This window comes from Gulosibacter sediminis (genome assembly GCF_023370115.1).
GTDB lineage: Bacteria > Actinomycetota > Actinomycetes > Actinomycetales > Microbacteriaceae > Gulosibacter > Gulosibacter sediminis_A.
The window spans coordinates 1,865,472-1,879,929 of the sequence record NZ_CP097160.1; the positions used below are offsets into that span (position 1 = coordinate 1,865,472).

12 protein-coding genes are annotated in these 14,458 nt (G+C 68.3%); 4 read left to right on the plus strand and 8 right to left on the minus strand.

All coding sequences use genetic code 11. The features are described 5' to 3' along the window. Complete coding sequence (locus tag M3M28_RS08625) at nucleotides 1-3,456, plus strand: DNA polymerase III subunit alpha (protein WP_249386070.1); 3,456 nt, start codon at nucleotides 1-3, stop codon at nucleotides 3,454-3,456. On the opposite strand, the gene M3M28_RS08630 is transcribed toward M3M28_RS08625, so the two are convergent. The 7 genes from M3M28_RS08630 to M3M28_RS08660 all read right to left on the minus strand — a co-directional run bounded on the left by M3M28_RS08630 (nucleotide 3,404) and on the right by M3M28_RS08660 (nucleotide 9,161). Beyond that, nucleotides 3,404-4,207: an alpha/beta hydrolase gene (locus tag M3M28_RS08630; protein ID WP_249386071.1), complete on the minus strand. Its 804-nt coding sequence runs from the start codon at nucleotides 4,205-4,207 to the stop codon at nucleotides 3,404-3,406. The genes M3M28_RS08625 and M3M28_RS08630 overlap by 53 nt on opposite strands. A gap of 3 nt (nucleotides 4,208-4,210) precedes the next feature. Then, nucleotides 4,211-4,693, minus strand: coding sequence for a methylated-DNA--[protein]-cysteine S-methyltransferase (locus tag M3M28_RS08635; RefSeq protein ID WP_249386072.1), 483 nt, complete (start codon nucleotides 4,691-4,693; stop codon nucleotides 4,211-4,213). Continuing rightward, nucleotides 4,693-5,184, minus strand: a complete 492-nt coding sequence (locus M3M28_RS08640; protein WP_249386073.1) for a beta-class carbonic anhydrase — start codon at nucleotides 5,182-5,184, stop codon at nucleotides 4,693-4,695. The genes M3M28_RS08635 and M3M28_RS08640 overlap by 1 nt, the downstream gene beginning before the upstream one ends. Nucleotides 5,185-5,333: 149 nt before the next feature. Then, nucleotides 5,334-6,266, minus strand: a complete 933-nt coding sequence (locus tag M3M28_RS08645) for an AEC family transporter (protein WP_249386074.1) — start codon at nucleotides 6,264-6,266, stop codon at nucleotides 5,334-5,336. A 3-nt stretch (nucleotides 6,267-6,269) separates the two neighbouring features. Further along, a complete protein-coding gene (locus M3M28_RS08650; RefSeq protein ID WP_249386075.1) occupies nucleotides 6,270-7,241 on the minus strand; it encodes an AraC-like ligand-binding domain-containing protein in 972 nt (323 codons plus the stop codon). A gap of 22 nt (nucleotides 7,242-7,263) precedes the next feature. After that, the gene (locus M3M28_RS08655; RefSeq protein ID WP_249386076.1) at nucleotides 7,264-7,935 is read right to left on the minus strand and encodes a response regulator; all 672 of its coding nucleotides are present in this window, start codon (nucleotides 7,933-7,935) and stop codon (nucleotides 7,264-7,266) included. Continuing rightward, nucleotides 7,932-9,161 (minus strand): sensor histidine kinase, encoded by a 1,230-nt coding sequence (locus M3M28_RS08660; protein WP_249386077.1) that lies wholly within the window; start codon nucleotides 9,159-9,161, stop codon nucleotides 7,932-7,934. Before M3M28_RS08660 ends, M3M28_RS08655 begins: the two co-directional genes overlap by 4 nt. A gap of 154 nt (nucleotides 9,162-9,315) precedes the next feature. On the opposite strand from M3M28_RS08660, the gene M3M28_RS08665 reads away from it, so the two are divergent. From M3M28_RS08665 to M3M28_RS08675, 3 genes are all read left to right on the plus strand, one after another. Continuing rightward, nucleotides 9,316-10,047: an ABC transporter ATP-binding protein gene (locus M3M28_RS08665; protein ID WP_249386078.1), complete on the plus strand. Its 732-nt coding sequence runs from the start codon at nucleotides 9,316-9,318 to the stop codon at nucleotides 10,045-10,047. Further along, nucleotides 10,044-12,521 (plus strand): ABC transporter permease, encoded by a 2,478-nt coding sequence (locus M3M28_RS08670; protein WP_249386079.1) that lies wholly within the window; start codon nucleotides 10,044-10,046, stop codon nucleotides 12,519-12,521. The genes M3M28_RS08665 and M3M28_RS08670 overlap by 4 nt, the downstream gene beginning before the upstream one ends. Before the next feature lie 156 nt (nucleotides 12,522-12,677). Further along, nucleotides 12,678-13,022 (plus strand): histone-like nucleoid-structuring protein Lsr2, encoded by a 345-nt coding sequence (locus M3M28_RS08675; RefSeq protein ID WP_249386080.1) that lies wholly within the window; start codon nucleotides 12,678-12,680, stop codon nucleotides 13,020-13,022. Here M3M28_RS08675 and M3M28_RS08680 read toward each other — a convergent pair whose 3' ends face one another. After that, the gene (locus tag M3M28_RS08680) at nucleotides 13,023-14,447 is read right to left on the minus strand and encodes an aldehyde dehydrogenase family protein (protein ID WP_249386081.1); all 1,425 of its coding nucleotides are present in this window, start codon (nucleotides 14,445-14,447) and stop codon (nucleotides 13,023-13,025) included. Between the last annotated feature and the right edge of the window lie 11 nt (nucleotides 14,448-14,458).

Below are 14,458 nucleotides of genomic sequence, written 5' to 3' on the forward strand. Positions count from 1 at the left end.
ATGACTGATTTCGTGCACCTGCACGTGGCCTCGGCACACTCGAATCACCACGGCACCAACACCCCCGAGCAACTCGTTGCCCGGGCGGCGAGCTGGGGTGCGCCCGCCGCAGCGCTCACCGATCGCGACGGGCTCTACGGCGCGGTGCGGCACATCCGTGCCTGCATCGCCGCCGGCATCGCGCCGATCGTCGGGGTCGACCTCGCGCTCGCACCGCAGCCGCGCGCCGAGAGCCACGGGCAGGAGCACGAACACACCCCGGCATCAGCCACCCCCACCCCCAAAACACCACCCGCCGACGCCAACCTCCCCCGCGTCACCGTGCTCGCGCACGGCGGGCTCGACGGCGCCGGCTGGGCGAGCCTGAGCCGGCTCATCTCGGCGGCGCACAAGCCACCGCGCGGCACGCCCCCCTCGCGCGAGTGGCGGCCGAAGCTGCCGGCGTCGCGGTTTGCGCCGTTCCTCCTCGGCGAGCACGAGGTGCAGGGCACGGTGCTGCTCGGCCCAAACTCCGATGTCGGGCGGGCGCTCGTACGCGGCGACCACGTCGTCGCGCGGGCGCGGCTGCAGCGGTGGCAGCAGCAGCTGCCGGGGGCGATCGCGGTCGAGCTCGTCTGCCACCTCACCGAGCCCGGCTCCTCCGCATCCCTCGGCCACGCGGCCGCGATGCTCGAACTCGCGAGCGAGCTGCGCATCCCCGCCGTGCTCACCAATCAGGTGCGGTATCTCGACCCCGACGATGCCCTCACCGGCGACGTGCTCGACGCGGCCGGCGCGCTGCGGCCGCTCGACGAGCTGCCCGTGCAGCCGAACGGGCAAGCCTGGCTCAAGCCGGCGAAGCGGATGCACGCCCTCGCCGAACTCATCGTCGCGCGCACCGGGCTCGGCGGGCACGCCCGCGACCGCCTGCTCGCGACCACGAGCGAGCTCGCCGAACGCTGCATGCTCGACCCCGAGACGGATGTGCGCTGGCGGCAGCCGAAGACCCCCGAGCCCGAGGCCCTCGGCATCCGCGACGACCCGAACCTCGTGCTGCGGCGGCGCTGCGAGGCAGCGCTCAGCGAGCGGTTCCCCGACGCCGTCGGTGAATCTCGGCGCGTGCTCGACGTTCGGCTGCGCGACGAGCTCGGCACGATCGAGGGCTTCGGCTTCGCGACCTACTTCCTCACCGTCGCCGACGTCGCCGAACTCATCCGCGACCGCGGCATCCGCGCCCAGGCCCGCGGCTCGGGCGTCTCGAGCCTCGTGAACTACCTGCTGCGGGTGTCGAACGTGAACCCGATCGAGCACGACCTCCTCTTCGAGCGGTTCCTCGGCCACAAGCGCTCGACGCTGCCCGACATCGATATCGACGTCGAATCGGCCCGCCGGCACGAGGTCTACCGGGCGATCTTCGCGAAGTACGGCTCGAGCCGGGTAACGCTGCTCTCGATGCACTCGACCTATCGGGCGCGCGGCGCCGCCCGTGACGCCGGCCTCGCGCTCGGCCTCGACGAGCACCGGGTCGACGAGATCGCGAAGTCGCTGTGGCGCTTCAACGCGGGCGAGTTCCGCGCCGTGCTCGAGCAGAAGCCCGAGCTCGCGCAGCTCGCGACCCAGGCGCGCGAAGACCGCGACCTCAATCTGCTCATCGACCTCGCCGAACGACTCGACCGGCTCCCCCGGCATCTCTCGATGCATCCGTGCGGCGTGCTGCTCGGCGACGCGAGCCTGCTCTCGACGACGCCGGTGCAGCCAAGCGGCATCGGCCTGCCGATGAGCCAGTTCGACAAGGACGACATCGACGACCTCGGCCTGCTCAAGCTCGACGTGCTCGGGGTGCGGATGCAGTCGACGCTCGCGTACTCGGTTGGCGAGATCGAGCGGCTGCACGGCCCACAGGCCGCGGTGCGCGGCGGGCTCCCGCCCGACACCCCGTACGTGTCGGCGCAAGGCAAGCTCGTGCTCGACGAGATTCCGAAGGACGACGAGGCGACGTTCGAGCAGATCCGCACAACGCACACGCTCGGCATGTTCCAGATCGAGTCGCCCGGGCAGCGCGAGCTCATCGGCAAGATGCAGCCCGACGTCTACGACGACCTCATCGCCGATATCTCGCTGTTCCGCCCCGGCCCCATGAAGGGCAACATGGTCACCCCGTTCCTCGAGGTGAAACACGGCTTCGCGACGCCAAACTGGCTACACCCCTCGTTCCGCCCATTTCTGCGCGAGACGTACGGGGTCGTCGTCTACCACGAACAGGTACTGCGCATCCTCCACACCTGCATGGGCATCTCGCTCGCCGACGCCGACGAACTCCGGCGCCGCATGGAAAAACAGGGCGAGAACATCGAGGAAATGTTCCGCACCGCGACCCGGCGCAACGTCGACGAGCGCGGGCGGCGACGCTTCACCGATGCGCAGATCGACGCGATCTGGGAGGTACTCCGCGGCTTCGGCTCGTTCGGTTTCTGCAAGGCCCACGCGGCCGCCTTCGCGCTGCCCACCTGGCAGAGCGCGTGGCTGAAGACCCACTACCCCGCCGAGTTCTTCGCGGGCATCCTCACCCACGACCCGGGCATGTACCCGAAGCGGCTGCTGCTCGGCGACGCGCGGCGCATGGGCGTGCCGATCCTCCCCATCGACGTCAATGCTTCGACACGCGAGTTCGTCGTCGAGCGAGTTCGCGCGACGCCGCCGGGATGGGCGACGCGGCGGGGCGACCTCGGCATCCGGCTCGCGCTGAGCGACATCCGCGGCATCACCGACCCCGAGATCGACCGCATTCTGCAGCAGCGCCCCTACGAGTCACTCGGCGACTTCATCGCCCGCGCCCGCCCCTCGCGGCCACTCGCCGAGCGGCTCGCGCTCATCGGCGCGCTCGACTCGCTCGAGTCACAGACGCTCACGCGCGGCGAGTTGCTCGCGGCCGTGCGCCGCGCGCCGCGCGCGAAGCCGCGAGAGACCAGCCCGGATGCGCTCGAACTGCCGCTGCAACTCCACGGCTCCCACGCGGCGGTCGAGGCGAGCGGGGCGCCCGAACTCGACTCGCGCGAGCGCGTGCAGGCCGAACTCGAGGTGCTCGCGCTCGACCTGTCGGAGCACGTGATCGACGGCTACCGGCCGTTGCTCGACGAGCTCGGGGTGACGCCGGCCGAGCAGCTCGCGAGCCTGCGCGGCGGCGCCGAGGTCATCGTCGCGGGCGTGCGCGTCGCGACGCAGACCCCGCCGATGCGCACCGGCAAGCGGGTCGTGTTCATCTCGGTCGACGACGGCACCGGCTGCGCCGACGCCGCGTTCTTCGACGAGGCACAGGAGCGCAGCGGCGACGTGCTCTTCGGCACCCCCCTGCTACTCATCCACGGCACCGTGCGACGCACCGGCGAGCGCGGGGTGTCGGTACAGGCCGAGTCGGCCCGCGACCTCAAGCGAGCGTGGGAGGAGTACTCGCTGCTCGCGCAGCATCGCGTTCCATAATCGCTCGCAGCTCGCGGTCGATGATGTCGTGCACGCGGCGGTCGGCGAGCAGCAGATTGTGACCGAGCGCGCGCACCGTGCGGTTGCGGCCGTTCGGCAGCACGCCCGGATAGCCGACGATCTGGTCGTAGAGCGGCATGATCGAGGTGATGCGCGCATCCACCTCGTCGCGCATCGACAACGCGAGCTGCATCGGCGTGCCGGCGCGCAGGCCAATCATCTCGCGCGCGATCGGGTTTGAGCCGTGGATGTACCGGGCCGCCTTCGCGCCCGCGAACGGCGAGGAGATCGCGACGGCGCCGATCGTGTGCTCGCCCGCGAGGTCGTCAAGCAGCACCTGCTTCGCGATCAGCCCGCCCTTCGAGTGGCCGACGAACAACACCCGCCCGTACTCGGGATGCGCGAGTAACGACCGCTCCACGATCGCGGCAAGTGACGCGACCGACTTGAGGTTCCAGCCGAGCTGCGGCAGCACGACAACGCGATACCCGCGATCCGAAAGCGCGTCGAGCACCGGCCGCATGAACCGCCACGGCGTCGACAGCCCCGCCAGCACGACGACAACCGGGCCGTCTCCGCGCCAACCGTGCGAACGCGGCGAATAGCGCGTGCGCATGCCTGCGCCCGTGAGCAGCGGCGTCATGCCGAGCAGCCCGTCGACCTGCCGGAAAGCCCAAAACGCGCTGTCGGTCACGACCGACACTGTCTTGAGCCGCGCCCAGCGCAGCCGCTGCCGCCAGGGTTTCGCCACGCCTCAGTCACGCACCTCGAGGTCGAGGAGCGCGCGCTTCATATGCTCACCGCCGCCGTAGAGCCCGACGTCGCCGTTCGAGCGGATCACCCGGTGGCAGCCGCCGAACAGCGGCAGCGGGTTATGTGAGCAGGCGGTGCCGACCGCCCGGGCCGCGCGCGGTCGGCCGAGCCGGTCGGCGAGCTCGCCATAGCTGTACGTCTCGCCGTAGGGAATGTCGACGAGCGCGCGTTGCACCTCGCCACCGAAGCCGTCGGAGGCCTGCGACCAATCGAGGGTGACCTCGAAGTGCTCCCGCTCGCCCGCGAAAAACTCCCCGAGCTGGGCGACGCCGCGCTCGAGGTGGGCCTCTGCGATCTCAGAGCCGACGTGCGGGCCGAAGCCGAGCGGTGCCGAGCCGGGCAGCCAGACGCGGCAGATGCCCGCATCCGTTGCCTCGAGCCCGAGCTCGCCGACGGGGCTGTCGACGACCCGCGCTGCGAACACTAGGCAGCCTCGACCTCACGGAGCAGGCCGGTGTCGACGTCGGCGACAAAGCCGCGCACGTTCTTATGCTGAATGAACGGCGACTGCATGATGCGGCGAATCGACTCGCGCACCGAGGCATCGACGTCCTTGAACGACTCGGCCTTCCAGTGCGCCCGCGCGCCGGTCTCACGCATAAGCAATTCGTCGAATTCGTCCTCGCTGAAGGTCGATAGACCGCAGTTCGTGTGGTGAATGAGCACGACTTCTTCGGTGCCGAGCATGCGCTGCGAGATCGTGATCGAGCGGATCATGTCGTCGGTGATTACGCCGCCCGCGTTACGAATGATGTGCGCCTCACCGAGGTCGAGGCCGAGCATCGGGAAGATCTGGAGGCGGGAGTCCATGCAGGCGACGACGGCGACCTTGCGCTTGGGTCGAAGTTCGCGCGGCCCCGGGTAGCCCTCACCATAGACGCGGTTTGCTTCGAGCATCTTGTCGGTTTCCGACATGAGCCTCCCTTTCGTGTGGCCGCTGGCGCGATTGACCAGTTGGGCTAATCGTACGCGACGGCTGGCGGCCGGTAGGGCTGCGCATCCGGGCCATCGCGAGCCGGGTCGGCCAGCGCATCCGCCCACCCTCTCGCCGTGAGCGCGGCACGCTACGGGTGCAGCAGCAGCGTGACGATGAGAATCACCGGCACCGACAGGATGGTCGTAAGCAGGATGCTCTCGCGCGCGAGCGACTCGCCGACGTGGTAGTTCGCAGCGTAGTTGTAGATGTTCTGGGCGGCCGGCAGCGCGGCGGTCACGACGACGACGAGGACCATCGCGTCATCGAGACCGAAGACAAACTTGCCGAGGAGCCACGCGAGCACCGGGTGCACGAACGATTTGAGCACCGTCGCGGTGAGCACCTGCCAGCGATTCTGGCCGCGCAGGGGCATCGCGTTGTCGTGGAGCGACATGCCAAACGCCATGAGCACGGCGGGCACGCTGATGCCACCGACGAGCTCGATCGGGTCGAGCAGGAAGTTCGGCACGGGCACCGAGAAGATGTTCAGGAGCAGGCCCGACAGCGCGCCGATGACGACGGGGTTCGTGAACGGGCGATAGAGCATCTGCCACCAGCGCAGCTTTGGCGCCTGCGGGTCGCGGCCCGCGATGTCGAGCACCGAGAGCATGACCGGCGCGAGGATGAGCTGCTGCACGAGCATGACGGGCGCGACGAGTGTGCCGTCGCCGAGCACGTAGACGGCAATCGGAATACCGAGGTTGCCCGAGTTCACGAAGCTCGAGGCGAGGGCCCCGACCGCAGCGTTGCCGGTGCCCCAGCGGAAGATGATCGCCACGACAGCGAACAGCACCGCCATGATGACCATGCAGATCGCGGTGACGAGAAACTGGCCACTGAAGAGCACGTTGAGGTCGGCGCTGAACATGAGGCCGAACAGCAGGGCCGGTGTCGCGACGTTGAACGCGAGCTTGTTGAGCATTTCGCGGCCGCGGTCACCGAGAAGACCGACACGCTGCATGATAAATCCGACGAGAATAATGAGGGCAATGACGCTGAAGCCCTCAAGTACTCCCGTCACGCACTACTCCCTGTCGATGCTGCTGCGCCGCAATTCGTCGAGTGCCGTCTTGCGGTATTGCCGCGGTGAGACACCGTAGGCCAGCTTAAACGCATTCGAAAAGTGGGTCGCGTCGGCAAAGCCCCAGCGCTCGCCCACAGCGCGAATCGCGTCGGTCAGTGCCGGGTCAACGAGGTCGCGGCGCGCCATCTCGAGCCGGCGCTCGCGAATCCAGGTCGACACCGAAGTGCCCTGTTCCTTGAATAGCGAGTGCAGCGTGCGCACCGAGATGAAGTGGGCATCGGCGATCGTCTGCGGCGTGAGGTCGTGGTCCGAGAGGTGCGCCATGATGTAGTCGCGCACCTCCATGAGCTGCGCGAGCTGCGCGTTCGCGCGGGTCGGGGCGTCGATGCCGAGGCGTTCGGCGACGGCCGCCGCGATGAGGTCGACGACGGTGTGGGCGAGCGCGAGGCCACCGTGGCCGAGCAGCACCGACATGTCTTTCGCGACGCCGGCGAGCATCGGGCCCGCGACGCGGCCGATGCCCTCGTCGGCGGGCACCTTCATGCCGGCGATCTCGATGAACGCGCGCGGTGGCAGCGTGAGCAGCTGCTGCGGCACCATGATCACCATGTACGTGCCGTCGGCAAACTCGCGGTCGTACGGCAACGCGGTGTCATAAATCGCAAAGTCGCCCGCTTCGAGCACCGAGTCGCGGCCGAGCTGACGCAGACGCGACTGGCCCTCGATCTGGTTGACGACGGCATAGAACGGGTCGCCACCCTCGGCGAACAGGCGCGACGATCGGCCTGAGGAGTGCGGGGTCGACGTGATCGTGAAGAAGCGAATGCCGCCGACGACCGCGGCGCGGATGCGCGCCCGATACTTCTCGGGGTCGGGCGCCGTGACGGCCATGGGTAACAGCAACTGGGTCATGGTGTGACCCCACTCTTCGACGCCGACGACCTCGAGGTCGGTGACCGATTTCTGCGTCATTGCTGCTTCCTTCTCACGTGCACTACCTGTCTATATAACCGCTTTCGTAGGCCCAAATCACAACGTGCACGCGATCTGGCAACCCAAGTTTGTCGAGAATCCGACCAACGTGGGTCTTTACGGTGACCTCCGCAAGGAACAGTTCCTTCGCGATTTGCGCATTCGAGACGCCTTGCACGAGTTGCGCGAGCACATCGCGCTCGCGTTCCGTCAGGTTCGCCACCAGCGCGTCCCGGTCGGCCGCCGCGGTCTGCTGCGGCCGCTCGGTGGTGAGTCGGTGCAGCAGCGTGCGCGTCATGCTCGGATCAATAATCGCATTACCGGCGGCCACTGTCCGAATCGCGCGGATCAGGTCCTCCCCCGGTGCGTCCTTGAGGAGGAAGCCCGAGGCGCCGGCGGCGAGCATCCGCACCGCGAAATCTTCGGAGTCGTACGTCGTCAGCGCGAGCACGCGGAGCTCGGAGCGCTCGCCCGAGTGCTGCAGCAGTCGCGCGGTCGCCTCGATGCCGTCCATGACCGGCATGCGCACGTCCATGAGCACGACGTCGGGCCGCAGCTTGAGGCCGAGGTTGACGCCGTCGCGGCCGTTCTCGGCTTTGCCGACCACCTCGATGTCGTCGACGGAGCCCGCGATGAGCGCGAGCCCCTCGCGCACGAGCGACTGGTCGTCAACGATGAGAACTCGGATGGTCATGCTTGGCCCTTCGATGCAATGGCGGGGATGGGGATGCTCGCGAGCACCTCGAAGCTCGCCTCGGTCGTGGCGACGCGGAGTACGCCGTCGAACAGCTCGACGCGCTCGCGCATGCCGGCGATGCCCCGGCGGTCGCTCGAGGGGGCGTCGGCGCCGTCGGTGCGGGAGTTCACGGCGCGCAGCAGCACCTCGTCATCGCCCCAGCGCAGCTCGATCTCGCCGCGACAGCCGGGCGCGTGCTTGAGCATGTTCGTGACTGCCTCTTGCGCGACGCGGTAAAGCGCGAGCTGCATGCCGGCGGGCAGCTCAACCGGGGTGCCGTGCTCGCGGTAGGTGATGCCGGATTCGGGAGCATCACCGACGCGCACCGCGTCGACGAGGTCGCGGATGTTCGCGACGCCGCGCGCCGGGGCGTCGTCCTGGGTCGCGTCGACGTTGCGCAGCAGCAGTTTGACGTCGCCAAGGGCGCCGCGGCCGGTGTCGCTGATCTTGCCGAACAGCTCGGTCGCGAGCTCGGGCTTTTCGCGCGCAGCAAGGCGGCCGCCCTCGGCGAGCGTCACGATCGAGGCGAGCGAGTGGGCGATGATGTCGTGCATCTCGCGCGAGATGCGGCTGCGCTCATCCGACACCGCGAGCTCCGCCATGCGGTGTGCATCCCGCTCCATCAGTTCGGCACGCTCCTGCGCCCGCACGACTTCGACGAGCTGCTGGCGGCGGAGCATTCCCAGGGCCCACGCCGCGATGAACGCGATGGCGATTACGACGGCGAGCAGCGCGAACGCCTGCAGGCGTTCGCGGAAGTTGGTGACGGATTCCGGCTGCATGCCGAAGGGCAGCGACGTCATCCACGGCGTCAAGGTCTGTAGCGCAACGACCGTGATCGCGAGCACGGGCGGCACGGCGCAGGTCCAGCGCAGCTTTCTCGCGCCGAACGCGGCCATGCCGAAGACCCCAATGAGCGTCACGCCGTAGACGATGACGTCGAAGTAGTAGGCAGCCGAGAAGTACTGAATGCCGCTGAGCACCGTCGTGCCCCAGAGGAACACGAGCGGGGCCGAGCGGCGCACGCAGAGCAGGGCAATGACCGGGTAGTAGAGCACCGTCGGCACCGACATGCCCCAGCTGCCGAAGAGCAGAAACAGAACGCCCGCCACAACCGCACCGACCGAGTCCGTGAGCAGCACGCGCATCGGCCGCTCACGGGTGGCGATAAAGGTGTCGAGCATGCCCCCAAGCCTAGGAGCAAGGGCCCTCCTCCTCGGGTATACATCCGTTGGTTGGGGGTCGTCCGCCCGGACGAGACTTGCGCACCATGTGAGCCGCACCCCGCGGCTCCTACGTTCGAATTGTCAGCAAATTCACCGCTCTGAAGGAGCTCCCATGACCACGCAACCGGCCGTCGTTTGCCGCGGCCTCACGAAAACCTACGGACAAGCGGATGCGCAGGTACACGCCGTTGCGGGTGTCGACGCCGCGTTCGCCCGCGGTGAGTTCACCGCGATTATGGGCCCCTCGGGCTCTGGCAAGTCGACGATGATGCACCTGCTCGCGGGGCTCGACTCCCCCACGAGTGGCGACGTCGCGATCGACGGACAGTCGATCGTCGGTATGCCGGATGCGAAGCTCACGAAGCTGCGCCGCGACCGGCTCGGCTTTGTGTTCCAGTCGTTCAACCTCGTGCCGACCCTGTCGGCACGCGAGAACATCGAGCTGCCGGTGCGGCTCGCGGGCGGCCGCGTCGACACCGCGGCGCTCGAGCGCCTCGCCTCGCAGCTCGGCATCTTCGACCGCCTCAAGCACATGCCGCACGAACTCTCGGGTGGCCAGCAGCAGCGCATCGCGGTGGCCCGCGCCCTCATCACCGAGCCCGCCGTCGTGTTCGCCGACGAGCCCACGGGCGCGCTCGATCTGCGCACCGGCCGCGGCCTGCTCGAGAGCCTGCAGCGCGCCGCCCGCGAGCGCGAGCAGACGATCGTGATGGTGACCCACGACCCGGCCGCGGCCGCCTACGCCGACCGGGTGCTCATCCTCGTCGACGGACGCATCGCGCACGAGCTTTCGGGCGCCGGCTACGAAGAGATCAGCGGCGTCATGGCGGGAGTCGGCGCATGAGCGCGACGATGCGGCTGGCGACGCAGCAGATTCGTCGAGGCCCCCGGCGAGTGGTGGCGATCGTGCTCGCCGCACTGCTCAGCGCGATGGCGATCATGGCCACCGGAACCTTCATTACGACGATGCAGCAGGGGCTCAACGTCGCCGTGGCGGCGCCCTACACGAACGCCGACGTCGTGATTCCCTCGGGCGACTCGGAGGGTGTCGTCGACGCCGTTGCCGAGGTGCCTGGCATCGCGGCAATCGAACCGAGCCACACGATGTACGCGCAGGCCCAGGCCGGCGACCGCATCCACAACATCAACATTTCGAGCATCGCCGACGACGGCGACCTGCGCTGGATGACCCTCACCGGCGGCCAGTGGCCGGTCGGCACCGGCGAAATCGCCGCGACGCAGGACGACCTCGACCGCTTCGGCATCGCGCTCGGTGACTCGATCGAGATCTTCGACGGCACCGGCCAGTCGGCCAAGGTGCGCGTCGTCGGGCTCGTCGAGACAGTTGGCGGCACGGTCGCCGCCTCGACCGAGTTGTACGCCGCGCAGGACTACTTCTCGGTCGACGACGGCTCGTCGTCCGCCCTCGTCGTGCGCCTCCCCCAGGGCACGAGCGCGGCGGATGCGATTGCCGCGATCAACGAGCGGCTCGTCGAGGTCTACGGTGCCGAGGACGCGCCCGAGGCGGTCACGGTCGACGAGTACACGGCCGACCTCATCGACGGGCTCACCGGCGGCACGAACGCGCTCGCCGTAATGTTCCTGCTGTTCGTGCTCATCGCGCTGCTCGCGGCGTCGATGGTGATCCGCAATACGTTCCAGGTACTGCTCGCGCAGCGACTGCGCGAAAACGGCCTGCTGCGCCTCGTCGGCGCGACCGGCGGGCAGGTGCAGCGCACGGTGCTCGCGGAGGCGCTGCTCATTGGGCTCGTCGGCGCGCTCGTCGGCATCGCGGTCGGTTTCGGCCTCGGCGGGGTCATTGCCATAGTCGCCGACATGGACGGCGGCGGCCTCGTGTTCCCGTGGTTCTGGGCGATCGCCGCGCTCATCGTCACCGTTGGCGTGACCGTGTTCGCTGCGTGGGCACCGGCCGCCCGACTGCGCTCGCTCGCGCCGATCGCGGCACTGTCGGAAGCAAACGCCGCCGGTGCTGAGCGCTCTCGCTCGAGCGTCGTCGCGTGGATCTTCGGCGTGCTCATCACGGCGTTCGGCGCGCTCGGCCTCTGGGCTGCGTCGGCGCTCGGCAACCCGCTCGTGCTCATCGGTGGCGGCGTCGTGCTCGCGATCGGCCTGATCGTGCTCGTACCGCTGCTCGTGCGGGTCGTCATGCCCGGCATCGCGCGGCTGCTCAGCGCCTTCGGCCCCGTCGCGAAGCTCGCGGGCGAGAACCTCGTGCGCACCTCGCGCCGCTCCGGCACGATCGTGCTCGCGATTTCGCTCGGCGGCAGCCTGATTCTCGCGATGCTCACCGGGGTGCAGTCGGTCAACGCGACGCTGAATGCCCGGCTCGACGAGAACTACGCATTCGACGCGCTCATCACGGCGCGCTCCGATGAGTCGCTCGATGCGGCCGACCTCGCGCCGATTCTCGAGTCGGAGGGCCTCGAGTCGTCCGCCCTCACCTCCGCCGTGCGGCTGGAGGCCGACCTCGAGCATCCGTCGTCGCTCGCGGCGCTGCTCACGCTGCCCTCATCGACCGCGGATGCACTCGAGCATCCACTCGCCGACGGCGAGGTCGCGCTGAGCGAGTGGGATGCCGAGTCGCTCGGCGCGACCGACGGCGACACCGTGACGTTGACGGATGCGTCGGGCGCCACCGTCGACCTGACGGTCGTGACCGATCAGCTGCTCGACACGCTCTACAACCCGAACACCGGCAGCACCTACGGCGCGGTGACCGAGTCGACCCTTGCGGAGTTCGACGACGTCACGGCCGATGCGGGGCTCTGGCTGTTCGCGGCCGACGGCAAGATCAGCGAACTCGTCGACGCGGTCTCGGCCGCGCAGGACACGAACTCCGACCTGCAGCTGCTCGGGCCGATCGCCGAACAGCAGCTCTACGAGCAGATTGTGACGCTCGTGGTCGCCTTCGTGCTTGCGATGCTCGGCCTCACCGTCGTGATCTCGGTCATCGGCCTCGCGAGCGTCGTGGCCCTCGCCGTCGCCGAGCGTCGCCGCGAGCTTGCCCTGCTGCGAGCACTCGGCATGACGCGAGCCCGGGTGCGCACCATGGTGCTCATTGAAGCGGTTTCGCTCGCGCTCATCGGTGCGGTGTTCTCGATTCTTATCGGCGTGCCAATGGGAATCAGCGCGGTGCCGGCAATGATCGCCGACGGTGGCACAATTGCGATCTCGCTGCCGTGGATTGGAATTGGCGCGGTAATTGGCAGCGCCATTGTGCTCGGCGTGATTGCGGGGGCGCGACCGTCGTGGATCGCCTCTCGCATCGCTCCGGCGCAGGCATTGGCCCGGGCCTAGGGCTCGGGCGAAGTCCGACGCAAATTCAATATCGTCCGGGAGATTCGTGGCGCTCGTTGCTGTGAATCTCCCGGATGCATGAATTCGATTTGCGGAATACTCCTATCGCCCTTCACACTTATCACGATAAAGATCGCCAAATCAAGGAGTGCATCCGTGGCACGCAAAGTCGTTTACCAGCTGATCGATGATCTCGATGGCACCCAGCTCGACGAGGGTCAGGGTGAAACCGTCAAGTTCGGGCTCGACGGTGTTGATTACGAAATCGACCTGAGCAAGTCCAACGCACAGAGCCTGCGCGAAGCACTTGAGGGTTACGTCAAGACCGCCCGCCGCGTCGGCGGTCGCGCTCAGCGCGGCACCCGCACGCAGCTCCCCTCGACCGGCCCGAAGCGCGACCTCGCGGCGGTTCGCAAGTGGGCCTCGGCGAACGGCTACACCGTCGCCGACCGCGGCCGCGTGCCGCAGGACGTGCTCGACGCCTTCGACGCCGCCAACTAGTTAATTCCCCAGCACGCGGCGAATCACTTCGTGCCGCGCGCTCTTCCGCCCAAACGGCGGATACACGAGTCGGAGCGTATCCGGGAAACTCGGCTTTCGCAGAACCGCCCGTCGGTGGCTAAATGCGTCGAGCGAGGCTTCCCCGTGATACGCTCCGATTCCGCTTTCCCCGACGCCGCCAAATGGCAATTCGGGAACACTCACGTGCGCGACCGTCAGGCCGACCGCGAGGGCACCCGATGACGTTCGGCGAAGGAACTTTTGGCGCACCGATTTGCGCGCTGAGAACAGATACAGCGCGAGCGGCTTCTCGCGCGAATTGATGAACGAAATGGCTACGTTTTCATCGTTCACCTGAATGAGGGGAAGAATTGGCCCAAAGATCTCTTCCTGCATGACCGGCGCCGTCTCGTCAACGTCGACGAGCAGGGTCGGTTCGAAAAAACGGGTGCTCGCGTCGCGCGCACCGCCCGAGTGAATTCGGCCGCCCTCAAGCAGCCCCTCGAGTCGTTCGAAATGGGCGTCGTGAATGATGCGGGCGTAATCGCCGCTTTCTTCGGGGTGCTCGCCGAGCATTTCCTTGGCCGCGGCCGGGATGCGCTCGGCGAGTTCGCGGGCCGCGCGCGGCGTCGCGAGCACGTAGTCGGGCGCGACGCAGGTCTGGCCGGCGTTGAGGAGCTTGCCCCACGCGATGCGGCGGGCCGCGACGTCGAAGTCGGCGGTGTCGTCGACGAAGACGGGTGACTTGCCGCCAAGTTCGAGGGTGACCGGCGTGAGGTGTTCGGCGGCCGCGCGGGCGACGATGCGGGCAACCTTTGCGCCTCCGGTGTAGAAGATCGTGTCCCAGCGCTGGGCGAGCAGCTCGGTCGAGGCCTCGACGGCGCCCTCGACGACGCGGATCGCGCTCGGGTCGAGGTACTCCGCGACGTGCCTCGCGAGCGCGGCCGACGTCGCCGGTGCGTGCTCGCTCGGCTTCACAACGGCGACGTTTCCGGCGGCGATCGCTCCGGCGAGGGGCGCGAGAGCGAGCTGCAACGGATAGTTCCACGGCGCGATGATGAGCGCGGCCCCGAGGGGTTCGCGCACCGTGTAGGTGACGGCCGGCGCCACCGCGAGGTTCGGGCGCACGTGCTTCGGCTTGAGCCAGCGGCGCAGGTAGCGGCGCAGGTGCGTGACCTCGCTGATGGTGACCGACGTCTCGGTCATGAACGCTTCGATCGGCGACTTGCCGAGGTCGGCCTCGAGCGCATCGGCGAATTCGCGCCCGCGTTCGCGGAGCATCCGTTCGAGGGCGTCGAGTTGCTCGAGCCGCCAGCGCAGCGGCTTCGTGACGTCTGCGTCAAAGGTCGCGCGCAGTTTGCGCAGCGTTTCGGGGATGCTCTGGCCCTCATGGATGCTCGGGGTCGTTGCGGGCACGGTCGTCACGGTGGTCTCCT